This window comes from Bacillus sp. IBL03825, assembly GCF_024712505.1.
GTDB classification, from domain to species: Bacteria; Bacillota; Bacilli; order Bacillales; family Bacillaceae_G; genus Bacillus_A; species Bacillus_A wiedmannii.
In genome coordinates, this window is record NZ_JAMXKE010000001.1 from 4,318,254 (window position 1) to 4,342,789 (window position 24,536).

Genomic DNA, 24,536 nt, shown 5'->3' on the forward strand with positions numbered 1-24,536 from the left:
CTTCTTTTTTATCCCCTTATAACTCCATAACTTGTCCCAACTAGTACAGTCTTTTCATGTTGATTGCGATAAACTGACTCGATTGAAACCTTTTTATATCCTTCCATCTGTTCAATATTTGTTAAAGTTAATTCACAAGTGATCGTATCTCCTGTAAAAACCGGTCTAATAAACTCACTTACTAATTCTCTTGCTATGTAATGTAATTCTTCTCCTACTTTCGTTCCAATACTAGCAGTTAATAAACCATGAACCATTAAACGTCCATTTTCATCATATTCCATATGATGCCTACCTTTATCTCCTGTAATATTTGCAAATTCAAAAACCTCTTCCTCAGTAAATCTTCTTTCGTATTTAAATACATCCCCAACTTTTACATTCATTTTTATCCCCCGTTCAATAAACAGAATTTTCTTTTATTTTATCATAAAATGAGTCTCAGTTCAGTTTATATTATTAAAATAGCGATCCTTTTTTACACTATCTTATTTTTATCGGTGCCCATCTTTTTTTGCTACTTGATACCCGTAGTACGCACATGTTCCATTTCTCGATAACTCTCTCACCTCAAAACCACAACTTCTATAAAAATCAAAATTACTCGCAGATGTATGTGCAAACCAGTCTCCATGTGGCAACTTTTGCAAACAAAGAGCGACAAGTTTCTTACCTAATCCCTTCCCTCTATATTCACATTTCACAACTAAATTTACTATGTTCGCGATCATGATTCCATCAGAAATGACTCTAACCATCGCAATCATCTCTTCTTCATCCCAAATTGTGAATGCCCATGTTGAATTTTCAAATGCTATCGTGAATTTTTCAATTTGCCAAGAAGGGATATTATCATTACTCCAACCAGCATCTTCGAATAAAGTTTTAATTGCATATGCTGGCACACCATTCGTTCCCTCACGAATAATAAGGCCATTATGATAAATATACATGTAATCCCCCCTTTATTTTTATATACCATTCTTCAAAAGATGCAATTTACCTTTTTTCATCCTACGCGTTTAATGGAATAAACGAGAACGTCCATCCCATGAAATGAAGTTGTTTTCTCATAACTAAGCCCTGTTTTTCTAGCAACAAAGATTGAGGCGGGGTGATCCGGATTAATAAGAGAAATTAATTTATTCATTCTTAATGCTTGGAAACCATAGTCTCGAAATGCTGCCGCTGCTTCTTTCGCATACCCTTTTCCCCAATACTGAGGTGATAACCAATAACCAATTTCAATTTCCTCTTTTCCATCTATCTGCTGCTTTACTAACCCTGCATGACCAATTCGTATTCCCGTTTCCTTTTCAATCAATACAAATAAACCAAGACCGTTTTTATAGCTAGGAATTACCCACTCCTCCAAACTTTTTTTACATTGCATATATGTTTTTAACGTCCCATTTCCAATATAGCGCATTACCTTCTCATTTCCCCATAGCGAAGCATAGAACTGCAAATCATCCATTGTGTATTTGCGAATTTGTAAACGATCTGTATGAAACATCTCTGCACTCCTTTCCGCGAATTTGTACTTAACTACACGCTCATGTTTTGTATGTATACTAAATGTTACTATCTATTATAAAGTGAAACTTTAATCAGTGGGGGCTTTTGTTCATCCTCACTGATTATTAGCCTTCACCAATCGGATATTTACGGACAGTGGACCTCCCGCCTAACTTTTTTCTCTAGCTGAATTTTGAGGTGGGAGTCTTACTGCCCACAAATAGTGGGATAAATGAACTAATGACTAAATACAGAATATTCAATCTCTAAAGAATTAAAAAAAGACAGTAGACAAATATTGTCTACTGCATCCATATCATAACTAGCATAAAGAAAACTACAATTGAGGGGGGTGTAGGATTTTCAAATATACTAGATACTTATCCCGTTCTAACGGGCGGTAAACTTTTCAATTATATGAAAGTGAAAAGTTTACCGCACATAAGAACCTTTGCGGTCATTAAGAGAGCACCGTTAAGTACTCAAATACACGCTGTGCTTTTTCTCCACCCATTCGTGCATGTTGAAGAAGGGAAATACCATGTGGACCCGATGCACGCAATGCCTCTGGTTGTGCTACTAAAATAGCTTGTACAACTTCTAATTCTCCAAGCATCGCGGCCGCGAAAATGTCCATTCGAGCACCCTTTTCTAGTAAATAGAGAGCAATATCTTTACGACCTACATGTGCTGCTGCTCCTAACGCACTTTCCCAATCTGATCCGCCCCAATTGTAAGAGGCATGAAGTAAGCTTGGCAATTCAGCCAACAGTTCTTGTACTTTTTCTAAATCTCCGTGAGCTGCCATAACAAATTCTCTTACTAACTCAGTGGTAATACGTTCTTCTGTTCGCATCTTGCTCCTCCTTTTTTAGAAATTCGTTTTGGTGTGAAAAATGGCTTGTCGCTTCCTTGAAAAATATCTACCTCTATGCCGAACACACGTTGAAACATTTCATGACATAACACTTCTTCTGGTATACCGTCATACTGAAGCTTCCCTCTCTTTAATACGAGTAAACGATCACTATATTGAGCCGCTTGGTTAATATCATGTAAAACCATTACAATTGTCATGCCAAACTCCTCGTTTAACCGTTTCACAAGTTCCATTACTTCCAACTGATGAACGATATCTAAAAAAGTTGTTGGCTCATCTAATAATAAGACATTTGTACGTTGTGCTAGCGTCATTGCAATCCAGGCACGTTGTCTTTCCCCTCCTGATAAAGATTGTAAAAGACGATATTCATACCCTTCAAGATTTGTAACAGACAATGCCCAATCAACAATTTCTTCATCGTCTTTATTTAAGCGATCTTTCCATGATTTATGAGGTCCTCTTCCAAATTCGATTAATTCTTTCACTGTTAAATCTAATTGATGATCATGCATTTGTGGTAACATCGCTAATTGCTTCGCTACATCGGCACTTTTCATCATATGAATACTTTTTCCATCTAAAATGATATCCCCTTCGCTTTGTTTAAGTAGTCTTGCCATTAAACGAAGCAAAGTAGATTTCCCTGATCCATTCGGTCCAATTAAACTAACGACCTCTCCAGCTTTAATATGTACATTCATATTTTGCATTTGAAATCTTTCAGAATGTGCGTAAAACACTTTATTAACGGAAATCACGTTGTCTTCCTCCTCTATGAATTAAATATAAGAAGAACGGACCGCCTAAGAATGATAATAAAATACCAACAGGCAATTCAATTGGATCGAACCAACTTCGAGCTATCGCATCCGCGAAAACAAGTAATATCCCTCCGCCAAGGCATGATAATGGCAGTAAATATTTATAGTCATTTCCAACTAATAAACGTAACATATGTGGTACAACAAGACCGACAAATCCAATAAGACCAGAAACACTAACTGCAATTCCAGCTAATAGTGTACTTACTACTATTAAATAAAACCGGCTTCTCTCCACGTTATGACCTAATAATTTCGCCATTTCATCTCCAAGCATTAATACTCGAATATGCTTTATACCAAAGAAGGCTAATATAATAGCGAATATTGCATAATAAATAATCATGTTTAAATGTGCCCAACTTACACCACCAATGCCACCTGCTAACCACGGTAACACCGATTGTACTTTGTCACTATGTAATAACATTAACGCTGACGTCGCTGCACCAATTAATGCATTGATTGATACACCTACTAAGACAATCCTTGAAGGCGGCGCCCCTTTTTGCCATGATAAAGCATAAATGACCATCGCCGTTATGAAAGCTCCTATAAATGCCCCGAGCGGTAAAAATGCCATATGCTGAGGGAATAAAATCATAATTACAATTGCTACAAGGCCTGCTCCAGATGAAACCCCGATAATACCAGGGTCTGCAAGAGGATTTCTCATAACCCCTTGCAGCAGTGCACCAGATGCTGCTAAACATGTTCCTACTATAAATCCAACGAGCACTCTCGGTATACGAAGGTCCCATACAATTCGATGAACCGTCGAACCTTCATCTTGTATCCCTGTTAGAATATCTCGTAAAGAAAAGGATAGGCTTCCTGCGAAAAGACCGTAAAAAAGACCTAAAATCGCTAATACAACTAAAGTAACTGCTATTATCCACCTTTTTTTCGCAAAAGGATGTTCCTTTTCCCTTACTACTTCACTACTTTCCATACTTATCATTTCCTTACATCTTGTATACTTTTATACATAAAGTCCATTGCTTCTGTAACTTTTGTTCCAGGATTTGATCCAAATAAGTCTGGTGGCAAAATAACTACACGATTTTGTTTTACTGCATCTAAATTTTTCCACGCTGCATTTTTCATCATTTCGCCTTCAAATGCTTTTTTAACGCTATTTGGATCTCCATGTGTAATTAAATAAATCACATCTGGATTTGCCTCAATAATACGTTCTACACTTAGCTGCGCATATTGCGGATATTCCTTCATTTCCGGAAAATCAGCTGCAATATTTTTCCCGCCTGTTTTTTCTAAAATATCGCCTGATAAAGATGTTGGTAATGCTGCTAAATAAGTACCTGGTGCTCCGTATACTAACAGTGCTTTCACATCACTCTTTTTCTCATATGTCTTCATTTGATCATTAATTTTTTGATTAAGTTCTTTTGCTTTATCTTCTTTCTTCATTATCGTTCCATATAGTTCAATATTCTTTTGAATATCTTGTACAGAATTCGCAGAAGAAATCATTACTTTCGTTCCTTGTCCTTCAACCGTTGGAACATTCTTTTGAAACCCATTGTTAGCAATAAGTACATCCGGTTTTAAACTAGCAATTTGCTCAAAATTCGGTTGATGTGCATTCCCGATTACTTGTACTTTCTTTAAATCCTCCGGAAGAGTTATTTTTGCATCCGGACGACCTACTATTTTTCCGCCTAAAGCATGAATAATATTCATGTCTCCCATACTTAATGTTGCAAAACTCTCTGGCACTTTATCGAATGTTACCTTTCTTCCTGACAGGTCGGTAACTTCGATTTTCTCTTTTCCTTTTTCTGTTTTTGTTGCAGATGCTTTTTCGTCTCCCTTTGCATTGCAACCTATTAACAAGAAAAAAATAGATAAAATCGCTGTGAATAGCGTAATAGATTTTTTCATTCTTTCACCTCTAACTGATAATGATAATCATTAACTACTATTCTACTTTAATTGATAAGGATTATCATTGTCAATATAAACCGCATACATTTTTTTCAAAAACAAAAAGCACTACAAAAAGATTCGTTCTTTTCGTAGTGCCCTATTTCATAATATTACTCACATTCATTTCCCTCTAACTGATCTCGCATCACTTTCACACGCTGAAAGAAAAAGAATGATAAACTTAAAAATATAATGGTGCTCCCCATCATAACAAAAGATTGTATTGTTTCTTTTGCTCCATTCGGAATCAATAAGCCAACCATTAACAATGTACTTACAGCGAGAAGGATTTGCCCGAACCGAGTATAATCTTCTATTTTTCCTTGTAATTCTTTCATTATATTCTCACTCCCCTATTTCACTGTATCATATTCTATTAAACTTAAAGACCAGTAAATACAGCCATTCTGGGAGATGTTTTCCAAATGAAAAAGAGCCGCTTTATTGCGACTCTTTCATAACCATTACTCCCCTTTATATGCTTCCATATAAATTTCTTTCAACTCTGAAATGAGAGGTAATTTTGGATTAGCTGTTGTACATTGATCTTCAAAAGCTCTTTCTGCTAATAATCCAACAACCTCTTCAAATTGGTCTTTAGCAACTCCTTGTCCTGCAATACTCATATTTATATTTAAGCTTTTTCCAAGCTCAATAATTGCTTGGACGATTGATTCCACACCTTCTGCTGTCGAGCCTGCTGGAAGCCCGAGCATTCTCGCAATATGTGCATAGCGTTCATCAGCTACAAAGTGCTCATATTTTGGGAACAACGCGTGTTTTCTTGGCTTAATAGCATTATAGCGAACTACGTGCGGCATAAGAATTGCATTGGCACGCCCATGCGGAATATGAAATTCCGGTCCAATTTTATGTGCTAAGCTGTGATTAATACCTAAGAAAGCATTTGCAAATGCCATCCCAGCGATTGCAGAAGCATTATGCATTTTTTCTCGCGCTTCTTCGTCATTTCCATCTTTAAATGCTCTTGGTAAATATTTAAATACGAGATCAATGGCCTTTAATGCTAATCCATCTGTATAGTCATTTGCTAGAACAGACACATACGCCTCGATTGCATGCGTTAATACGTCCATACCAGTGTCTGCTGTTACATGTGGTGGTACTGTCATTACAAACTGTGGATCAACAATTGCTACATCTGGTGTTAATTCATAATCCGCGAGCGGATACTTTATATTATTTTTCTTATCTGTAATAACCGCAAATGGTGTCACTTCTGATCCTGTTCCTGATGTTGTTGGAATGGCAACAAACTGCGCCTTACTTCCTAATTCCGGATATTTACATGTACGTTTTCTTATATCTAAAAACTTCTGTTTAATTCCATAGAATGTTGTTTCTGGGTGCTCATAGAAAAGCCACATCCCTTTCGCTGCATCCATAGCTGAACCACCACCAAGTGCGATAATTACATCTGGCTTAAAACTTCTCATCATTTCCGCACCTTTAAACACAGTTTCATCTGATGGATCTGGCTCGACCTCAAAGAAAACTTCGACTTTTACATCATTTGCATGTTTACGTAAATAATGCGTAACCGTATCTACATATCCGTGCTCAACCATTCCTGGATCCGTTACAATAAATGCACGTGAAATGTTAGGCATATTTGCTAAATATGCTGTCGCATGTTTTTCAAAATAAATTTTTGGTGGTAATTTGAACCACTGCATATTCTTTTTTCTATTTGCCAACCTTTTTATATTTAATAAATGCGTCGCTGTTACGTTTTGAGAAACTGAGTTTTTCCCATACGAGCCGCAACCAAGCGTAAGTGATGGAATAAATCCATTATATATGTCACCGATTCCACCTTGTGATGAAGGGGCGTTTACAATAAGACGGCAAGCTTTCATACGTAATCCAAATTGTTTTTGTACTTCTTTATTTGTAGAATGAATGACTGCTGAATGTCCTAAACCACCAAGGTTTAACATTTCTTCGCAATATGTAAATCCTTCTTCTAATGAATTTGCTTTTACACACGCTAATACTGGACTCAGTTTCTCACGAGATAGTGGATATGCTGCTCCGATACCTTGTATTTCAGCTACAAGCATTTTTGTATTTTCAGGCACAGTAATTCCAACTAATGCGGCAATGTACTGCGCTGATTTCCCTACAATATCACTATTTACTGCACATGTATTTTCATTAATAACTAGCTTTTCTAATTTTCTTCTCTCTTCTTCTGCTACAAAGTAACAATTGTTTGCAATCATTTCTGTTTTCACATCATCATAAATTTCCTTGTCTATAATGATTGCTTGTTCTGATGCACAAATCATACCGTTATCAAATGTTTTTGATAAAATTAAATCATTAACAGCTCGTTTTATATGCGCTGATTTCTCTATATAGCATGGTACATTACCAGGACCTACACCTAGCGCTGGTTTTCCAGTAGAATAAGCTGATTTCACCATACCTGCTCCTCCAGTTGCCAAAACAAGCGCAACACCTTCATGGTTCATTAATTGTTTTGTTGCTTCGACAGAAGGTTTTTCAATCCACTGAATACAATGTTTTGGTGCCCCCGCCTTCACCGCTGCATCATATACTGTTTTCGCCGCTGCAATGGAACAGTTTTGTGCTGAAGGATGAAATGCGAAAATAATTGGATTTCTCGTTTTTATCGCGATTAATGCTTTAAACATTGTTGTCGACGTTGGATTCGTTACTGGCGTTACCCCAGCTACTACACCGACAGGTTCTGCAATTTCTATTATTTCTTCATGAGGATCTTCGTGAATAATCCCTACTGTTTTATCTTTTTTTATGCTATGCCAAATATATTCAGTAGCAAAAATATTTTTAATACATTTATCTTCATATACACCACGACCCGTTTCTTCAACAGCCAACTTCGCAAGCGGCATATGTTGATCCACACCTGCTAATGCCATTTCGTGAACAATGTTGTCAATTTGCTCTTGTGTAAAACCTTCTAATGCTTGTAAAGCCTTTCGACCGTTATTCACTAACGTATCAATCATCTCTTTTACTTCCTGCATTTCATTTACAACTTTCTCTTTGACTACCATGTAAATTCCTCCTATTCTGCTATCATGGACTAAACGAGACCCTATAGGTCATAATAAGTCCCGATTAGCGTAAAAAAATAGAGTTGCTTTCCTACATGAACCTCATTGTTTGTGAAACATTTCACAAGATTGTTCGTGAGTAACATTTCATGAACTTAATATACATGAAATAATTTCATTTGTGTATGTCTATTTTGTGAAATGTTTCACAAAATGATGTGATAAAAATGCACTGCCTTATATTAGCAGTGCATTTTTATTATGCTAACGCTTGTGCTAGATCTTCAATTAAATCTTCACCGTCTTCAATACCGACAGAAATACGAATTAATGTATCTGTAATTCCTAATTCTTTGCGGCGATCTGCTGGGATTGATGCATGTGTCATTTGAGATGGGATAGAAATTAAACTTTCTACTGCCCCTAAACTTTCAGCAAGTGTAAAGTATTGTAATTTCTCAAGTACTTTATTTAATGTTTCTTCGCTATCTACATCAAATGAGATAATAGCACCAAATCCATTTGCTTGTTCTGTTGCAAGTTCATGGTTTTGATGTGACTCAAGACCTGGGTAATATACTTTATTTACTTTTGGATGATTATTTAAAAACTCGGCAATTGCGCGTGAATTCGTTTCATGCTCTTCCATTCGAATTCCTAATGTTTTTAAGCCACGAAGTAGTAAGAAGCTATCTTGTGGGCCAAGAATGCCTCCTGTTGAGTTTTGTACAAAGTGAAGGTCTTCTGCTAATTGCGGGCTATTTACAACTACTAGGCCTGCAACTACGTCACTATGACCTCCTAAATATTTCGTTGCACTATGAAGTACAATGTCTGCTCCTAAAGTAATCGGCGACTGCCAATATGGCGTCATGAATGTGTTATCGATAATTGTTAATAAATCTTTCTCTTTAGCAAGAGTAGATATTTTCTTAATATCAGTAATTTTCAGTAATGGGTTCGTTGGTGTTTCCACATAAATCGCTTTCGTATTCGGACGAATTGCTTCTACAACTTCCTCTAAGTTGGTTGTATCTACAAATGTATGCTCAATACCGAAGCGATTTAATACTTTCGTGATAACGCGGTACGTTCCACCATACACATCATCTGTTAAAATAACGTGGTCACCTTTTGAGAACAACATAATTGTAGCTGTAATAGCAGCCATTCCTGAACCAAATGCAAAACCAGCATGACCGTTTTCTAATACTGCAATCATTTCTTCTAAAGCTGCACGTGTTGGGTTGCCTGTACGTGAATATTCATATCCTTGATGCTTACCAACTGCTTCTTGTTTGTACGTACTTGTTTGATAAATCGGTACATTTACAGATCCAGTTGAAGGTTCTCCTATGCGAATACCATGAATTAACTTTGTCTTTGCTCTCATTTTTTATTCCCATCCTTTGTATATGTCTTTACTTAAATAACGCTCACTACTATCAGGAAAAATCGTTACAATATTTGTACCTGGTGCCGCTTGCTCTGCTTCAAGTAAACTTGCATGAAATGCTGCTCCTGAAGAGCTCCCAACAAGCAGTCCTTCTTTTTGCGCTAATTCCTTTACTCGTAAAAATGCATTTCGATCAGAAATTGTATGAATTTCATCAAAATAAGATGTTTTCAAAAATGGCGGGATGAATTCAAGGCCGATCCCTTCTGTTTCATGCGAACCAGCTTTACCACCATTTAAAATGGATCCTTCTGGTTCCACAATAACCGTTTTTATATCTACATTTTTTTCTTTCAAATAAGATGCAGTCCCCATGAATGTACCACCAGTTCCTGCTCCTGCAACAAATATGTTAATCTCTCCGTTCAGTGCATCCCAAAGTTCAGGACCTAGTGTTTTGAAATAAGCACGCGGGTTTGCTTCATTCGCAAACTGACTTGGAGAGTATGAATTCGGTATTTCATTTACTAATTCTTTTGCTTTTGCAATTGCACCGGTCATTCCTTGCTCAGTTGGTGTATGCACGACCGTTGCGCCTAGCGCTTTCATTAATTCTTGTTTTTCAATACTAAATTTCTCTGGTACACAAACAATAACGCGTAAATCATGTTGTAACGCTGCAAGTGCCAGTCCAATACCAGTATTTCCAGCGGTCGGTTCAATAATTGTTCCACCCTGGGTAACAAGCCCTTTTTCTAGCGCATCTTCGATTAATTCTCTTCCTAAACGGTCCTTAACGCTTCCACCTGGGTTATAAAATTCAAGCTTTGCAAATAAACGGACCCCTTCTGGAAGTGAAAAACGAGTAATTTCTACAATTGGTGTATGACCAATCAACTCATGAACTCCACGATATACATTCATCGTGTTCTCCCCCTTATTTGCCAATAAAGAAAAGGCAACTGTATGTATTTTCTTTATATGAGACAGTTGCCTTTTTGTTACATTACTTTAACTCTTCTAGTACTTTTACGATAAAGTTTGTAGAATGAAGAGCTGCTTGATCTAAAAATTGATCAAATGAAACATTTGATTCTTTACCAGCAATATCAGAAAGTGCACGAATAATAACAAACGGAACTTCATATTGGTGGCATACTTGTGCAACAGCTGCTGCTTCCATTTCTACTGCATAAAGGTCTTCAAATTTATCACGAATTGCTGCAACGCGGTTCGGATCACTCATAAATGAATCACCTGTTGCAATCATACCTTTTACAACTTGAATATTTTCTTCTGCCTGCATACATTTCTCAGCTAATGCAACTAATGCTTCATCAGCCTTGAATCCAGGAGGCATTCCTGGTACTTGACCATACTCATAGTTAAATGCTGTTACATCTACGTCATGATGACGAACTTCTGTTGAAATAACTACATCTCCAACGTTTAGAGAATGATGGAAGCCACCAGCTGAACCAGTATTAATTACTTTTTCAGGCTTATATCTTTCTAATAAAATTGTCGTTGACATCGCTGCATTTACTTTACCAATACCAGACTTTAACAAGATTACTTCATGTCCTGCTAATTGTCCTTTCGTAAATTCACACCCCGCAACCGTTTCTGTTTCTGCTTGTTCTAATTTGTCACGTAAAATACGTACTTCTTCTTCCATTGCTCCAATTACAGCAATTCTCAATCTAATCCCTCTTTCTATTGCTTAGTTGCCTCCATTACCCAAACGAAATGATTTAATCTCGTAAACGTTACATGGAAGCCATTGTTTTCAAAAATAGACTGCATGACTGGAATACGTGTATAATATTCCGTTTGCAAATCGTTTGCTAACTGATGGAAACCTCTTTGTTTTGCTGTTTCAACAGTTTTATCATATGCATCTTGATCTGCAAATATCGTATCAGCAAACACTATTTTACCACCTTTGTTTAGCAATTGACTATAGTTCGCAATCGCTACATTTTTTTCATCATCTGTTAAATGATGAAATGCATAGGTGCTTACAATGGTATCAATTGAATTTGGAACTTCAAACGAAAGAAAATCACCTTCTGTAATCGAAAACTCTTGCGGCAATTTCTCTTTTGCAATCATGCGCATTTCACGTGACGGTTCTATACCGTAAACTGTGTGGCCAGCAAGTAATAATTTATTTGTTAAATTTCCAGTACCAACACCAAATTCTAATACATTACCAAATGACTTGTTAACTACATCCTCTAGAATATCCTCATAATGGGCGAAAACTTCTTTATATTGTATATCTTCGCCTTGTACGAATGAGTCGTACGTATGAGCCCACTCATCAAATAAACCATTAAATTCTGTCCCCATAAAAATTCCCCTTTTTCTTATCGGTTTTATCAGTATGATATGCCCTCTTGCTAAAAATGTCAATTGAAATGTACATGGTATTTCATTCTTTTCTTTGTTACACTATAGTTGATTACATAGGAGAGGGGTCGTCTTCGTGTCATTTACCTTTGAAATGTTAGAAGATAAAGTAGAGTTTTTCGAAGCAGGAGACTTAGCTTCTTTGGAACGAAAAATTAGCGAACAAATCGATAATAATAAAGCACTTATGCTTGAAGTTCATCACATCTCGCATCAAATGGTTATGGATCCCGAAAGCAAAAGACCATATTATAGCGCGGTTGTTCATTTTAAATTAAAGAAATTACGCTAACTAAAAAAGAGAAGCTCCTAAGGAGCCTCTCTTTTTTAGTTTAGAGTTTGAACAAGTACTGGTTTCCAGCCCTCATTTTCTACCCAATCAATATTCACATAATATTTTTTACCTGATTGTTTATCTTGTACGTTACCGTAAGCTTTATTCTTACCGTTATTTCCAATTCTATGGATAACTAATTGATTTACTGGAACGTCAATTGCAGCTGAAATCGCTTGATTCATCTCATTCCAATCTGCTGTACCTTTTTTAAACGTCATCGCAGGTGTTGCACCTTGCTCTGTACCTACTGGCTTCCAAGAAGATTTCGTATAAGCATCTGTTGCCTGTGACTGTGTTTTTTCAGCTGGTGCTTTCTCGTTAGCTTTCGCTTCTTCTTCAGCTTTTTTCTGTTCTTCCTCAGCCTTTTGCTTCGCTTCTTCTTCCTGCTTCTTAGCCTCTGTCTTATCTTGCTCGTTCTTCTTCGGCTCTTCTTTGCCTTTAGCTTTCTCAGCTTTATTCTCTTTCGTTGTTTGCTGAGCTACTTTTTTATCACTAAAAGACGCTTGCTCTTTTCTTTCAGGAACAAACAATTGATATGATACAATAGCTACTAATATTAATACAATTGCAATTGCAATATTTAAAACACCGTTTTGACGACGTTTTTGTTGTTTCTGTTGGAATCTAGATCCTCCTGCCATTCTTCAAACCTCCATGCAGTTTTTCATACTTGCTATTGTAACATTAAATCTAGAAAGGTTGAACATTTACAATAATATTTTCACGAAATGAAAACATTTCAATATGAATTGCAAGATTACTTTTCATTCTCTAATCGATAGATTGATTCTACGATAGCTTTGAAAATAGGTGTAACTTCATTTACATTACTATTCGTTTCTATATCCACGACAACTAAAGCATATCTTGGATTTTCATATGGAAAATACCCTGCAAACCAGCGATTCACTTTCGTCCCTTTTCCTGTTTGCGCTGTCCCAGATTTTCCGGCAACACTTAGTGGCAACGACCTGAATGCGGCTCCTGTTCCTTTCTCCGTTGTTACAACGCTCCTTAATAACTCTTGTAATGTTTTAACCGCTTCATACGAAAGCTGTTTCCCGCCTATTGTATGGTCTTCAAACGTATAAAAGTCCGTTCCATTTTTATACATTATTTTTTCCACAGCTTTCACTTCCATCTTTTCTCCATCCCTAGCAATCGTCGCCATCATATTTGCAATCGCTAGAGGTGACATACGTACATCTTTCTGTCCAATCGCGGTTTGCGCTACCGCCTTTTGACTATTCTTATTTCCTTCACTCCCCCAAATCGTAACCCTCTTCTCCTCTGGCATTTGCTCAAAATGAGTTGTATGAAATACAGAACCTTTCCATCCAACCTTACCAGCGCCTCCTAACGCTGCTACGTAAGTTTCTAACACCATCTTATCCTTTTGTATTAGCTCATTACCTAACTCTGAAAATGTCCTATTACAGCTTCTAGCAAAGCTCTCTTTAAAACTAAGTGTACCCATCATAACTTGTGGATGGTCTTCACCATATAAATCTTGATTACAATTAAATGTACGATTAAACACATTTTCATTTTGATCAATCACTGCCGATGCAACTATTGTTTTAAAAACAGAACCGGGAAAATGTGGTGTTAACATTTGATTTTCAAGTGTAGTTGTATATAAACGCTCATCCTTCACCTGTACAGATGGTTTACTGACCATCGCTAAAATTTCATTTTTCTTTACATCAAGTAATACTAATCCCCCCTTCTTTATTTCGCTTGCTTCAACCACTTCTTCTGCTTTTTGCTGTAACCTGTTATGTAAAGTTGTTTGAATCGTCACTGGATAAAACGGATTTCCAGGCGCAGTATATTTCGCTTGTTTTCCAAAAATCGGTTCTCCTTGTCGGTCCACTTGATACAATACTTTTGCCTCTCCATCGGTCAAAAGAAATTCATCAAATGATTGCTGCAATCCTGAAATGCCAATTGGCGTTTGCCTTGAAATTTTTCTTACTTCTCCGTATCGTTTTTGAAATTCTCGTTCATTCTCCCCCACATCGCCAATTAAATGATTCATCGCGCCAGTTTGCCGTAAACGAACTTCAGCTGCTACAATACCTAATACATTTAATTGATTTACCTTCTCCATCTGCTCTCGTGCCAATCGAAATGGACCATTTCCCCTTTGCATGATAAATGCACTTTTCTTGTCTTTCATTTGACTTTCAATCTCTTGTCTCGACACACCAATGATATGCGCAATTTTCTCTAACATGTCATTTTTTATTTGTAGAAATGGAAAAACAATTAAAACAGGATACTTTTTCTCACCTATTTCCTTACCGTTCCGATCTATAAAATGGCCTCTTCCATCATCTACCGTAATGGACTGCGTCCGTTGTGTAACACTTTTTTCAATTAAATTTATCTTACGATCTGTAAATGATTCTGTATCTATAATTTGTATTTGAATTAAACGACAAAGTAAAATAAACATGATACACATAAAACAAATTAAAACAATTGTAATTCTCCGTTTTATTTTCATAAAAAAACACCTCGTCTATTATAGTTTGGACGGAGTGTTTCATCTTTTATACAAATAAAAAAATCACTCGCTTTTACACGAGTGATTTTTTATTATTTTACAGAGATAATCTCTACTTGCATTTCTCCACCTGGAGTTTGGATTGCTACCTTCTCACCAATTTGCTTACCTAATAAGCTTTTTGCAATTGGAGAATCGTTAGAAATTCTTCCTTCAAATGGATCTGCTTCTGCGCTACCTACGATTGTGTAAGATTCTTCATCTCCACCTGGCAACTCTTTAAATGTTACTGTTTTACCTAATGTAACAACTGTAGATTCTTCGCCGTTATCTGTGATGATAACTGCGTTACGAATCATGTTTTCTAATTGTGTAATACGTCCTTCTACGAACGCTTGCTCATCTTTCGCTGCATCGTACTCAGAGTTCTCAGAAAGATCTCCGAAGCTACGTGCAATCTTAATGCGCTCTACAACCTCTTTACGTTTTACCGTTTTTAAATCTTCAAGTTCGTTCTCTAGCTTTTGCTTACCCTCTTGCGTCATAGGGTATGTTTTTTCTGTTGCCATATTTTCCACTCCTTTTATATACCAATCCCCCGAAAAAAAAGAGGAGTTCCATATGAAAACTCCCCCACTTATATGTATAGCGGAGGTTTCTAGCACGCCTGTACTAGCGGAGTTGTCACATACAACCCCGTATTCCCAATTCTTCTTTATATAAAGAAGATATGTATGGAAAGTTGATATAAATATGCCCTCACCTATATATAGATGAGGTTGCATGTTTCATTGTATTCGATAGGAAGGGAAAAAATCCCTTCCTATCGTATATCTTTTACTATGCTATTACAAATTTACTTTTTGTTCAAGAATTGTTGCAATTTTTGTCACCATAATATCAATTGCAACATGATTTTGTCCACCTTCAGGGATAATAATATCCGCAAATTTCTTAGAAGGCTCAATAAATTGATTGTGCATTGGACGTACAACACTTACGTATTGATCAACTACTGAATCCATCGTACGACCGCGCTCTTTAATATCACGCTGCATGCGGCGTAAAATACGAAGATCTGCATCTGTATCAACGAATAGCTTTATGTCCATTAACTCACAAAGACGTGGGTCTTCTAAAATAAGAATTCCTTCTAAAATGATTACATCTTTCGGCTCAACTGGAATAACTTCTTCTGAACGCGTATGCAATGTATAGTCATATACAGGCTTATCAATTTGCTCATATGCAAGCAACTGCTGCAAATGTTCAATTAACAGATCATTATCAAACGCAAGCGGATGATCATAATTTGTTTTTAAACGCTCTTCCATTGGTAAATGGCTTTGATCTTTGTAATAATAATCTTGCTCTAAGATTAAAATAGAATGACCTTTAAAATGGTCAAAAATCGCTTTCGTTACACTCGTTTTACCTGATCCCGAACCACCAGCAATTCCAATTACAACAGGCTTATTCGTCCCCATTCGACTATCACTCTTTCTTATTGAAGTATGCTTTTGCGCATCATATTATTCACATACACTGGTTGATCCACTTTGAATTTCACGATTTGCAACGGATGTCTCGCTGCATCTAATTCGTTTCCATCCTCATCCCAAATTTTCTCCACCGTCTGCGTAAAGTTTTCTATTTCTGGTCCAAAGAACTCGACTTCATGTCCTGGTTTGAAATGATTACGTTGCTCAATCGTTACAATGCCCGTTTCTTCATTATAATCTAACACTAAACCAGCGAAATCATACGTTGTTTTCTTACTATGATTTCCAAACATTTGCTCTTGATGTCCTGGAACCCCTTCAAAGAATGCGGGAGCTGTATCACGATTTGCACATTTATCAAGCTCATCTAACCATTCTTGTTTAAACTCAAAATTATCCGGATCCGCACAATACGCATCAATTACTTTACGGTATACCGTTGCTACAGTCGCTACGTAATGAATTGATTTCATACGTCCTTCAACTTTTAAGCTATCAATTCCAATTTCAATCATTTTCGGAATTGATAAAATTAAATTTAAGTCTTTTGGACTCATTGCAAAGTGAGCATCTTCTTCTTGGAATAGAGGAAGCTCTTTTGCATCTTTATGTTGTGATACTGTTTGAACTAAATCATAGTCCCAACGGCAAGATTGACAACAACCACCACGGTTAGAGTCACGTGCTGTCATATGGTTACTTAACGTACATCTGCCTGAATATGCGATACACATTGCACCATGGACGAATGCTTCAATTTCAATATCCACTTTTTCTTTAATTTCTTTCATTTCTTCATAGCTTGCTTCACGGGCTAATACAAGACGATGTAAACCTTCTTCTTTCCAATACTGTGCTGCTTTCCAGTTGGATAGTGATTGTTGTGTACTTAAATGCACTTCAACAGAAGGCGCTACACGTTTACAAGTCTCAATAATAAGCGGATCAGCAACGATAATTCCCGTTACGCCAGCTTTTTCAATCCCTTTTAAATATTCCTCTAGCCCGTCCATATTTTCATTATGTGCAAAGATATTTGTTGTTACATATATTTTTGCTCCATATTTCTTTGCAAATTCAACACCTTCTGCCATTTCTTCCAGTGTAAAGTTACCTGCATTCGAACGAAGACCAAATTCTTGTCCACCTAAATATACAGCATCTGCCCCATAATGGATAGCTACTTTTAATTTTTCTAAGTTACCCGCAGGGATTAACAGTTCAGGTTTCTTCACAATAACGCGTTTGCCATCGATTACTCGTGAAATTTCTTGTACAGTCATTTCCTACACCCTCCTCGTTTAGTAAACCGTCTCTTTAAAGAAGAATCCTGTATCTAACGGACGATTTACTGGTTGCATTTCTTCTATCTCTTTATATAAATCGTCTTTCACGTCATAATACGCATCACGATCTTCTACACATAAATCAATTGCTTTACGATATTTCTTCGTTACCTCAATAATGTATGCAGAGCTTTTTAGTACACCATCAACTTTTAAGCTAGCGACTTCAGCGTCAATTAGTTCTTCTAACTCATCGATGAAACAAATATCGTTTGGACTCATAATGTGAGTACCATTTTCATCTTCATAAATTGGATATTTATTGTTACGCTCTGGGTCATATAAGAACATATTCTCTTCATATTTTTTCTTTTCAATGTCAAGATTACGTCCTTGATACTCAAAGTAGTTTCCTACTAAGGAACGCTTCGATTGGAACATACAAGTCATACCGTGAATTTGTACTTCAAGTTCCACTTCAGCATTTTCTTTTAATTCAACAATTTCATCTAAGCTAAGCTCACGAGCTAATACAGCTCGTTTTGCTCCTCTTTGTCCCCAGTAGTTACAAGTAAACCAGTTTGTTGCTGTTGTTTCTGTATTCCAGTGCAATTGCATATTTGGCGCTACTTCTCGGACCGCCATTAATACTGCTGGATCTCCGAAAACAATTGCATCTACACTTACTTCGTTTAAAAATGCAACATATTCTGTTAATTCTTCTACTTTATCATTGTGGAACATAGCGTTCATTGCTACGTATACTTTTATACCATTTTCATGCGCAATCTTCACAGCTTGTTTCACATCTTCACGTGAAAATTCCCCTGCTAAACGTAAACCGAACTTTTGCTCACCGATCATTACCGCATCTGCTCCTGCTTTCGCAAGAGGTTCGATATCCACTACTGCTTTTGGCGTTACTAACAATTCAGGTTTCTTCATACCTTGGTCACCCTTTCTTTTTACTAACAGCTACTCCATCACCAATTGGGAAAATCGTTGTATCATATCCTTCATGGTTCATAAGCCATTCATTGTACGTCTTAATACGACGAATTAAACCACGTGTACGTCTGTTTTCAATTTTCTCTTTTGTCGTTACAAGGCCATGGTACATAACATTATCTGAAATAATTACGCCACCAGGATTTAATAACGGTTCATATAAGTCAAAAAAGCGACGATATTGTCCTTTTGCTGCATCAATAAAAATAACGTCAAACGTTCCATGTTTTTCTACTTGCTCGCCTGTTTCTAACGCATCACCGTAAATAACGGAAATACGCTCTTTAACTGGTGAACATTCTATATATTCAAGTGCTTTTTCATATCGCTCGCGATTGCGTTCAACTGTCACAATGTGAGAATTTGGAATAGCTTGCATCATACGAATACTAGAATAACCAATTGCTGTACCAAGCTCTAAAATGCTTTTTGGTCCAATTAAACGTAAAAATTGCAACATAAATTCCATTCCAAGTCGATCCATAATCGGCACATGATTTTCTTTCGCATAATCTTCCATTTCAAGAATTAATTTATCTTTTGGATCAATAAATGATAATAGGTACTCGTTAACTGCATCCTCCATAATGGTCCTCCTTATTTACATGGAGAAGTGCCTCTATGACGTCTTTTCACACATAGAATGCAATAAAAATACAAGCCAGTTTCACCCTTAGCTTGTACGTCCCGTTTTGATATTAAAAACGATTCTTCTGCCAGTTTTTAACCCGATATATTTTACCACAAAAAAGAGGGATGTGCGACCTTTTTCGCTATCCCTCCCCATTTCACTGTTTTTTCGTAATATATTTTTGCTTTAATGCATTATGCTCTTCCAATGTTTTCGCATAGTACACTTCACCAGTTGGTGCAGCTAAGAAATAATAATAATCTGTTTGCGCAGGTTCTAACGCCGCCTCCACTGAATGTTTACCAGAGTTTGCAATCGGACCAACTGGCAATCCTTTCACAACATACGTATTGTACGGTGAGTTTATCTTTAAATCTTCGTATAATACACGTTGTTTATGCTTTCCAAGTGCATATAATACCGTTGGATCAGTTTGCAGGGGCATACCTTTTTCCAAACGATTATAAAAGACACTAGAGATTTTTTGACGATCTGTAAAGCCTGTTGCCTCTTCTTCAATAAGTGCAGACAATGTTAAAAGCTGATGAACATCCCAGTTTTTCGCTTTCATTTTCGCCTCGTTTTGAACAATGATTGCATTCGTTTTCTCAAGCATTGGAATTATAATTTCTTCTAACGTCGTATCTTTTTTATAGAAAGAGTACGTCGCAGGATATAAATAACCTTCTAATGGGTATTTAATATTGCTATCAAAGATTTTATCCGTTAACAACTTCGGATACTTTTGCTGCATTTTTTGAATAAATGCTTTATCGTTTAATTGACGTACGACATCATCTTTATTCCACTTTAATTCGTTTGCAACCGTTTCTGCAATTTCAGTTACTTGTGCACCTTCTTTTATCGTCACTTTATAAAGAGCTGGACGATGTACATTACCAGATGACATTTGTTCAATAACATCTGAGGCACTCATTGAAGGATTTAATAAATATGTACCCGCTTGTAAATTTTTCGATTTAGCCTTTGTATAAAAACTAAAAACTGTACCGTTTTTCACAGCACCTTTTTCTTCTAAAATCTCACCAATTTTACTAGTAGATGATCCTTTTGGAATTTCTACTTCAACCTCTTTTTTATTCCCGCTATCAACTGGTCCTAATGCGGATGAAATATACGCATAGACTGAACCACAAACTAAAAGCAGTGCAATAATCGAAAATAAAAAAAGACGTCTACGCTTTTTTTTCACTTGATTCTCTATCAACACTCTTCCTCCTCAATTAAATTGTAGACCGTATGTATATCTTTCTACACAACACGATATAAAAACACAATAAAATTATTTATCTTTTTTAGATAGACACTTTATTTTTCTACAATCCGTCTCATTATACTACAAAGGATTACACAGTTTCGACAAAAAATCTTTCATTTTACATATAAAAAAAGATGGACTATATGTCGTCCACCTTTTCAGTACTTATTATTCAGCTTCTTGCTCATCAGCTAGAGTGTTGAACATTTCTTGTACCATTTCCCACTCTTCTTCAGATTCGATTGGAAGTAAACTTCCGCCCTCTTCTTCATTTTGCTCATAAGCCATTGCATCATAAATTGGGTCTCCATCTTCGTCTACTTCACCGATTGGAGAGAAGACTACGTATGATTTTTTGCCAAATTTTTCAGCATCAAAAGTGAAAATAATTTCACATAAATGTTCGTTACCTTTTTCGTCTACAATTGTAATTTGATTTTCTTCCATTTTGGTCACCTCTTATTTACTATCTAAAAACCCTTGTAAGATTACGACTGCAGCCATCTTATCGATTACCTGTTTTCGCTTCTTACGACTCACATCAGCTGAAATGAGCAGACGTTCCGCTGCCATCGTTGACAAACGCTCGTCCCACATTACAACTTCTAATTGTAACAGATTTCGCAGGTTTTCTGCAAATTGCTGGCACGCTTCACCACGTGGGCCAATTGTACCATTCATATTTTTAGGTAAACCTACTACTATTTTGTCCACATTGTACTGCTTTACTAACTCAGAAATACGGTCAAAACCAAAGTGGCCTCGTTCTTCGTTAATCCTGATTGTTTCCAGCCCTTGCGCTGTCCAGCCCATTTCGTCGCTCATTGCAACTCCGACTGTTTTTGTACCTACATCTAAACCTAATATCCGCATAAACTACTCCTCACGATGATGTTTCAAGTACGACTTCACAAGCTCTTCAATTAACTCATCACGTTCAAGCTTGCGAATGATGCTTCGTGCATCTTTATGGCGAGGTATGTATGCTGGGTCTCCACTTAATAAATAACCGACGATTTGGTTAATCGGATTATAGCCTTTTTCTTGAAGTGCATCATACACAGTTAAAAGTACATCATTTACATGGACACTCTGTTTTTCATCTTGAATGCTAAACTTCATTGTTTTATCAAAACCGTCCATTTCAAGCACCTCACTTATATAGTAAGTATAGGGAGAAGAACTTCTCCTCTCCCTACCATTGTACACTACTATCTCTTTATTTTGAAACAGATTTAACGTACTCTTGTACAAATGCTAAAGCTTCCTCAACTTGCGCTGGGTTTTTACCACCTGCTTGAGCCATGTCAGGACGGCCACCACCGCCGCCGCCACAACGAGAAGCTACTTCTTTCACAAGTTTACCAGCATGGTAACCTTGGCTAATTAAATCTTTCGTTACGCCAGCTAAGATGTTTACTTTATCATCATTTACAGACGCTAATACGACAACTGCAGACTCTAATTTATTTTTCAGGTCATCCATCATCGTACGTAAGTTGTTCATATCTGCAACGTTTACTTTCGCTGCTAATACGTTTACTCCATCAACTGTCATTACTGAATCAGTTAAGTTTCCAGCTTCAATATTGCTTAATTTTGCAGCAAGAGATTCGTTTTCTTTTTGAAGTTGTTTTACTTCAGTAAATAAACCATCCACTCTTGTTAAAATATCTTTCGGATTTGTTTTCATTTTTCCTGCTGCTTCTTTTAATAAACCTACTTGATCGTTCATTAATTCGTATGCAGATTTACCAGTTACTGCTTCAATACGACGCGTTCCTGCACCGATACCAGACTCAGCAACGATTTTGAAAATACCGATTGAAGCTGTGTTATCAACGTGACAACCACCGCAAAGCTCTAAGCTGTAATCGCCTACTTGTACAACGCGTACAACATCACCATATTTTTCACCGAATAATGCCATTGCGCCCATTTCTTTCGCTTCTTCAATTGCTTTTTGAGAAATCTCAACATCAATACTTTCCCAAATTTTCTCGTTTACCATACGCTCAATTTTTTCTAATTCGTCAGCTTGTACTTGACCGAAGTGAGAGAAATCAAAGCGTAAACGTTCAGAAGTTACAAGAGAACCTGCTTGGTTAACATGCGTTCCAAGTACGTCTTTTAATGCTTGGTGTAGTAAGTGAGTTGCTGTATGGTTTTTCACAACGCTACTGCGGTTTTTCGTGTCGATAATAGCTTTCACAGCCGCATCTTTCGTTAATGTACCTTCTTCAACAACAACTTTGTGTAAGTTTTGACCATTTGGTGCTTTTTGTACGTCTTTTACAAGTACTTTCACGCCGTCAGCAAGAAGATAACCACGGTCTGCAATTTGTCCACCGCTCTCAGCATAGAATGGTGTTACATCAAGCATTAATTGCCCTTCTTCACCAGCTTGTAAGCTATCTGTGTATTCGCCGTTTTTCACAAGTGCAACAACGTTACTTTCTGTTGCAACTGTACCGTAACCAACGAACTCGCTCGCTACTTTCACTTCTCCAAGGACACCGCCTTGAACTTGCATAGAATCAACGTCTTGACGAGCTGCACGTGCGCGCTCACGTTGTTTTTCCATTTCACTTTCAAAGCCTTCCTGATCAACTGTCATACCAGCTTCTTCTGCATATTCTTCAGTTAATTCAATCGGGAAACCGTATGTGTCATATAGACGGAACGCATCTACTCCAGAAATAACAGTTGTTTTTTCTTCTTTTGCTTTTGTGATAACTTCAGCTAAAATTGCTTCCCCATCATGAAGTGTTTCATGGAAACGCTCTTCTTCGTTTTTCACAACTTTTGCGATGAAATCTTTCTTTTCAAGTACTTCTGGGTAGAAGTCTTTCATTACTTCTCCAACAACCGGCACTAATTCAAACATGAATGGACGGTTGATGTTTAATTTCTTCGAATAACGAACCGCGCGGCGTAATAAACGACGTAATACATAACCACGGCCTTCGTTAGATGGAAGAGCACCGTCACCTACAGCAAATGTTACTGTACGGATATGGTCAGCAATTACTTTAAACGCCATATCTTTTTCTAAGTCACCATTACGATACTTCTCACCAGAAATTGATTCTGTTGCGCCAATCATCGGCATGAATAAGTCTGTGTCAAAGTTTGTAGGTACATCTTGAACGATAGATGTCATACGCTCTAGACCCATCCCTGTATCGATGTTTTTCTTAGGAAGCGGTGTATATGAACCGTCTGGATTATGGTTAAATTGAGAGAATACAAGGTTCCATACTTCTAAGTAACGCTCGTTTTCTCCGCCTGGATATAATTCTGGGTCACTAAAGTCATTACCATAAGCTTCTCCGCGGTCATAGAAAATCTCTGTATTCGGTCCGCTTGGTCCTTCACCGATATCCCAGAAGTTTTCTTCTAAACGGATGATGCGCTCTTTTGGAACACCCATTTTTTCATTCCAAATTGTGAATGCTTCTTCATCTTCTGGATGGATTGTAACTGATAGTAATTCTTTATCGAATCCGATCCATTTGTCGCTCGTTAAGAATTCCCAAGCCCAAGTAATTGCTTCTTCTTTAAAGTAATCACCGATTGAGAAGTTTCCTAACATTTCAAAGAATGTATGGTGACGAGCTGTTTTCCCTACGTTTTCAATATCGTTTGTACGAATTGATTTTTGAGCATTTGTAATACGTGGATTTTGCGGGATTACACGTCCATCAAAATATTTTTTTAATGTCGCTACACCACTGTTAATCCATAACAGAGATGGATCTTCATGCGGAACTAGTGATGCACTAGGTTCTACTGCATGTCCTTTTTCTTGGAAAAAGTCTAAAAACATTTGACGAATTTGTGCGCCTGTTAGTTGTTTCATTGTATTTTCCTCCTTAAATATAAAAAACTCCCGCCCCTATAAAAGGGACGAGAGTTAACTCGCGATAC

The 24,536-nt window shown here is 37.0% G+C and carries 26 protein-coding genes and 1 other annotated feature (1 of these 27 only partly in view); of the genes, 1 reads left to right on the forward strand and 25 read right to left on the reverse strand.

What is annotated here, in order from left to right; genetic code table 11:
- Nucleotides 1–8 precede the first annotated feature (8 nt).
- The 13 genes from NHG49_RS22155 to NHG49_RS22215 form a co-directional block, all read right to left on the reverse strand.
- Nucleotides 9–386, reverse strand: coding sequence for a hotdog family protein (locus tag NHG49_RS22155; protein ID WP_001101452.1), 378 nt, complete (start codon nucleotides 384–386; stop codon nucleotides 9–11).
- A gap of 108 nt (nucleotides 387–494) precedes the next feature.
- Nucleotides 495–953, reverse strand: a complete 459-nt coding sequence (locus NHG49_RS22160; RefSeq protein ID WP_000276112.1) for a GNAT family N-acetyltransferase — start codon at nucleotides 951–953, stop codon at nucleotides 495–497.
- Between the two features lie 56 nt (nucleotides 954–1,009).
- Nucleotides 1,010–1,588: a GNAT family N-acetyltransferase gene (locus tag NHG49_RS22165; RefSeq protein WP_258126884.1), complete on the reverse strand. Its 579-nt coding sequence runs from the start codon at nucleotides 1,586–1,588 to the stop codon at nucleotides 1,010–1,012.
- A gap of 390 nt (nucleotides 1,589–1,978) precedes the next feature.
- Nucleotides 1,979–2,374 (reverse strand): ankyrin repeat domain-containing protein, encoded by a 396-nt coding sequence (locus NHG49_RS22170; protein WP_064474736.1) that lies wholly within the window; start codon nucleotides 2,372–2,374, stop codon nucleotides 1,979–1,981.
- A complete protein-coding gene (locus tag NHG49_RS22175) occupies nucleotides 2,341–3,159 on the reverse strand; it encodes an ABC transporter ATP-binding protein (RefSeq protein WP_064474735.1) in 819 nt (272 codons plus the stop codon). The genes NHG49_RS22170 and NHG49_RS22175 overlap by 34 nt, the downstream gene beginning before the upstream one ends.
- On the reverse strand, nucleotides 3,146–4,174 hold the full coding sequence (locus NHG49_RS22180) for a FecCD family ABC transporter permease (RefSeq protein ID WP_064474734.1): 1,029 nt from the start codon (nucleotides 4,172–4,174) through the stop codon (nucleotides 3,146–3,148). The genes NHG49_RS22175 and NHG49_RS22180 overlap by 14 nt, the downstream gene beginning before the upstream one ends.
- Nucleotides 4,175–4,179: 5 nt before the next feature.
- The gene (locus NHG49_RS22185) at nucleotides 4,180–5,127 is read right to left on the reverse strand and encodes an ABC transporter substrate-binding protein (protein ID WP_000748444.1); all 948 of its coding nucleotides are present in this window, start codon (nucleotides 5,125–5,127) and stop codon (nucleotides 4,180–4,182) included.
- Nucleotides 5,128–5,282: 155 nt separating this feature from the next.
- Entirely contained in the window at nucleotides 5,283–5,510 is a 228-nt protein-coding gene (locus NHG49_RS22190) for a YrhC family protein (RefSeq protein WP_000661459.1), read from the reverse strand.
- Between the two features lie 126 nt (nucleotides 5,511–5,636).
- On the reverse strand, nucleotides 5,637–8,240 hold the full coding sequence (gene adhE, locus NHG49_RS22195; RefSeq protein WP_098102387.1) for a bifunctional acetaldehyde-CoA/alcohol dehydrogenase: 2,604 nt from the start codon (nucleotides 8,238–8,240) through the stop codon (nucleotides 5,637–5,639).
- A gap of 259 nt (nucleotides 8,241–8,499) precedes the next feature.
- Nucleotides 8,500–9,633 (reverse strand): bifunctional cystathionine gamma-lyase/homocysteine desulfhydrase, encoded by a 1,134-nt coding sequence (locus NHG49_RS22200; protein WP_001201925.1) that lies wholly within the window; start codon nucleotides 9,631–9,633, stop codon nucleotides 8,500–8,502.
- A 3-nt stretch (nucleotides 9,634–9,636) separates the two neighbouring features.
- Complete coding sequence (locus NHG49_RS22205; protein WP_001103870.1) at nucleotides 9,637–10,560, reverse strand: O-acetylserine dependent cystathionine beta-synthase; 924 nt, start codon at nucleotides 10,558–10,560, stop codon at nucleotides 9,637–9,639.
- Between the two features lie 82 nt (nucleotides 10,561–10,642).
- The gene (gene mtnN, locus NHG49_RS22210) at nucleotides 10,643–11,338 is read right to left on the reverse strand and encodes a 5'-methylthioadenosine/S-adenosylhomocysteine nucleosidase (RefSeq protein ID WP_001217038.1); all 696 of its coding nucleotides are present in this window, start codon (nucleotides 11,336–11,338) and stop codon (nucleotides 10,643–10,645) included.
- A gap of 14 nt (nucleotides 11,339–11,352) precedes the next feature.
- Nucleotides 11,353–11,991: a class I SAM-dependent DNA methyltransferase gene (locus tag NHG49_RS22215; protein WP_088048081.1), complete on the reverse strand. Its 639-nt coding sequence runs from the start codon at nucleotides 11,989–11,991 to the stop codon at nucleotides 11,353–11,355.
- A gap of 136 nt (nucleotides 11,992–12,127) precedes the next feature.
- Between NHG49_RS22215 and NHG49_RS22220 the strand changes: the two genes are divergently transcribed.
- Nucleotides 12,128–12,343 (forward strand): YrzA family protein, encoded by a 216-nt coding sequence (locus NHG49_RS22220; RefSeq protein ID WP_000010984.1) that lies wholly within the window; start codon nucleotides 12,128–12,130, stop codon nucleotides 12,341–12,343.
- Nucleotides 12,344–12,378: 35 nt separating this feature from the next.
- On the opposite strand, the gene NHG49_RS22225 is transcribed toward NHG49_RS22220, so the two are convergent.
- The 12 genes from NHG49_RS22225 to alaS form a co-directional block, all read right to left on the reverse strand.
- Nucleotides 12,379–13,029, reverse strand: coding sequence for a YrrS family protein (locus NHG49_RS22225; protein WP_098102385.1), 651 nt, complete (start codon nucleotides 13,027–13,029; stop codon nucleotides 12,379–12,381).
- Nucleotides 13,030–13,145: 116 nt separating this feature from the next.
- Complete coding sequence (locus tag NHG49_RS22230; RefSeq protein ID WP_098102384.1) at nucleotides 13,146–14,900, reverse strand: peptidoglycan D,D-transpeptidase FtsI family protein; 1,755 nt, start codon at nucleotides 14,898–14,900, stop codon at nucleotides 13,146–13,148.
- Nucleotides 14,901–14,992: 92 nt separating this feature from the next.
- On the reverse strand, nucleotides 14,993–15,469 hold the full coding sequence (greA, locus tag NHG49_RS22235; RefSeq protein ID WP_000179964.1) for a transcription elongation factor GreA: 477 nt from the start codon (nucleotides 15,467–15,469) through the stop codon (nucleotides 14,993–14,995).
- A 279-nt stretch (nucleotides 15,470–15,748) separates the two neighbouring features.
- The gene (gene udk, locus NHG49_RS22240) at nucleotides 15,749–16,387 is read right to left on the reverse strand and encodes a uridine kinase (RefSeq protein WP_000537083.1); all 639 of its coding nucleotides are present in this window, start codon (nucleotides 16,385–16,387) and stop codon (nucleotides 15,749–15,751) included.
- A gap of 17 nt (nucleotides 16,388–16,404) precedes the next feature.
- Nucleotides 16,405–17,685, reverse strand: a complete 1,281-nt coding sequence (locus tag NHG49_RS22245; RefSeq protein ID WP_000217969.1) for a peptidase U32 family protein — start codon at nucleotides 17,683–17,685, stop codon at nucleotides 16,405–16,407.
- Between the two features lie 18 nt (nucleotides 17,686–17,703).
- A complete protein-coding gene (locus NHG49_RS22250; RefSeq protein WP_064474727.1) occupies nucleotides 17,704–18,633 on the reverse strand; it encodes a peptidase U32 family protein in 930 nt (309 codons plus the stop codon).
- A gap of 7 nt (nucleotides 18,634–18,640) precedes the next feature.
- A complete protein-coding gene (locus tag NHG49_RS22255) occupies nucleotides 18,641–19,282 on the reverse strand; it encodes an O-methyltransferase (RefSeq protein WP_154131317.1) in 642 nt (213 codons plus the stop codon).
- A gap of 202 nt (nucleotides 19,283–19,484) precedes the next feature.
- Nucleotides 19,485–20,555: an endolytic transglycosylase MltG gene (gene mltG, locus NHG49_RS22260; protein ID WP_064474726.1), complete on the reverse strand. Its 1,071-nt coding sequence runs from the start codon at nucleotides 20,553–20,555 to the stop codon at nucleotides 19,485–19,487.
- Between the two features lie 219 nt (nucleotides 20,556–20,774).
- The gene (locus NHG49_RS22265; protein ID WP_000392245.1) at nucleotides 20,775–21,053 is read right to left on the reverse strand and encodes a DUF1292 domain-containing protein; all 279 of its coding nucleotides are present in this window, start codon (nucleotides 21,051–21,053) and stop codon (nucleotides 20,775–20,777) included.
- Nucleotides 21,054–21,065: 12 nt separating this feature from the next.
- Nucleotides 21,066–21,479: a Holliday junction resolvase RuvX gene (gene ruvX, locus NHG49_RS22270; RefSeq protein WP_001221204.1), complete on the reverse strand. Its 414-nt coding sequence runs from the start codon at nucleotides 21,477–21,479 to the stop codon at nucleotides 21,066–21,068.
- Nucleotides 21,480–21,482: 3 nt separating this feature from the next.
- Nucleotides 21,483–21,749 carry an IreB family regulatory phosphoprotein gene (locus NHG49_RS22275; protein ID WP_000348590.1) on the reverse strand — a complete coding sequence of 89 codons (267 nt, stop codon included), beginning with the start codon at nucleotides 21,747–21,749 and terminating at the stop codon, nucleotides 21,483–21,485.
- Between the two features lie 76 nt (nucleotides 21,750–21,825).
- A complete protein-coding gene (alaS, locus tag NHG49_RS22280) occupies nucleotides 21,826–24,468 on the reverse strand; it encodes an alanine--tRNA ligase (RefSeq protein WP_098102382.1) in 2,643 nt (880 codons plus the stop codon).
- 40 nt (nucleotides 24,469–24,508) lie between these two features.
- Nucleotides 24,509–24,536 (reverse strand) — a binding site (T-box leader) (it continues 192 nt past the right edge of the window).

Bases quoted from the DNA above. Each gene is read 5' to 3' on its own strand.
- NHG49_RS22155 (WP_001101452.1), bottom strand. From the start codon at position 386: ATGAATGTAAAAGTTGGGGATGTATTTAAATACGAAAGAAGATTTACT.
- NHG49_RS22160 (WP_000276112.1), bottom strand. From the start codon at position 953: ATGTATATTTATCATAATGGCCTTATTATTCGTGAGGGAACGAATGGT.
- NHG49_RS22170 (WP_064474736.1), bottom strand. From the start codon at position 2,374: ATGCGAACAGAAGAACGTATTACCACTGAGTTAGTAAGAGAATTTGTT.
- NHG49_RS22180 (WP_064474734.1), bottom strand. From the start codon at position 4,174: ATGGAAAGTAGTGAAGTAGTAAGGGAAAAGGAACATCCTTTTGCGAAA.
- NHG49_RS22185 (WP_000748444.1), bottom strand. From the start codon at position 5,127: ATGAAAAAATCTATTACGCTATTCACAGCGATTTTATCTATTTTTTTC.
- NHG49_RS22190 (WP_000661459.1), bottom strand. From the start codon at position 5,510: ATGAAAGAATTACAAGGAAAAATAGAAGATTATACTCGGTTCGGGCAA.
- adhE (WP_098102387.1), bottom strand. From the start codon at position 8,240: ATGGTAGTCAAAGAGAAAGTTGTAAATGAAATGCAGGAAGTAAAAGAG.
- NHG49_RS22200 (WP_001201925.1), bottom strand. From the start codon at position 9,633: ATGAGAGCAAAGACAAAGTTAATTCATGGTATTCGCATAGGAGAACCT.
- NHG49_RS22205 (WP_001103870.1), bottom strand. From the start codon at position 10,560: ATGAATGTATATCGTGGAGTTCATGAGTTGATTGGTCATACACCAATT.
- NHG49_RS22215 (WP_088048081.1), bottom strand. From the start codon at position 11,991: ATGGGGACAGAATTTAATGGTTTATTTGATGAGTGGGCTCATACGTAC.
- NHG49_RS22225 (WP_098102385.1), bottom strand. From the start codon at position 13,029: ATGGCAGGAGGATCTAGATTCCAACAGAAACAACAAAAACGTCGTCAA.
- NHG49_RS22230 (WP_098102384.1), bottom strand. From the start codon at position 14,900: ATGAAAATAAAACGGAGAATTACAATTGTTTTAATTTGTTTTATGTGT.
- greA (WP_000179964.1), bottom strand. From the start codon at position 15,469: ATGGCAACAGAAAAAACATACCCTATGACGCAAGAGGGTAAGCAAAAG.
- udk (WP_000537083.1), bottom strand. From the start codon at position 16,387: ATGGGGACGAATAAGCCTGTTGTAATTGGAATTGCTGGTGGTTCGGGA.
- NHG49_RS22245 (WP_000217969.1), bottom strand. From the start codon at position 17,685: ATGACTGTACAAGAAATTTCACGAGTAATCGATGGCAAACGCGTTATT.
- NHG49_RS22250 (WP_064474727.1), bottom strand. From the start codon at position 18,633: ATGAAGAAACCTGAATTGTTAGTAACGCCAAAAGCAGTAGTGGATATC.
- NHG49_RS22255 (WP_154131317.1), bottom strand. From the start codon at position 19,282: ATGGAGGATGCAGTTAACGAGTACCTATTATCATTTATTGATCCAAAA.
- NHG49_RS22265 (WP_000392245.1), bottom strand. From the start codon at position 21,053: ATGGAAGAAAATCAAATTACAATTGTAGACGAAAAAGGTAACGAACAT.
- ruvX (WP_001221204.1), bottom strand. From the start codon at position 21,479: ATGCGGATATTAGGTTTAGATGTAGGTACAAAAACAGTCGGAGTTGCA.
- NHG49_RS22275 (WP_000348590.1), bottom strand. From the start codon at position 21,749: ATGGACGGTTTTGATAAAACAATGAAGTTTAGCATTCAAGATGAAAAA.
- alaS (WP_098102382.1), bottom strand. From the start codon at position 24,468: ATGAAACAACTAACAGGCGCACAAATTCGTCAAATGTTTTTAGACTTT.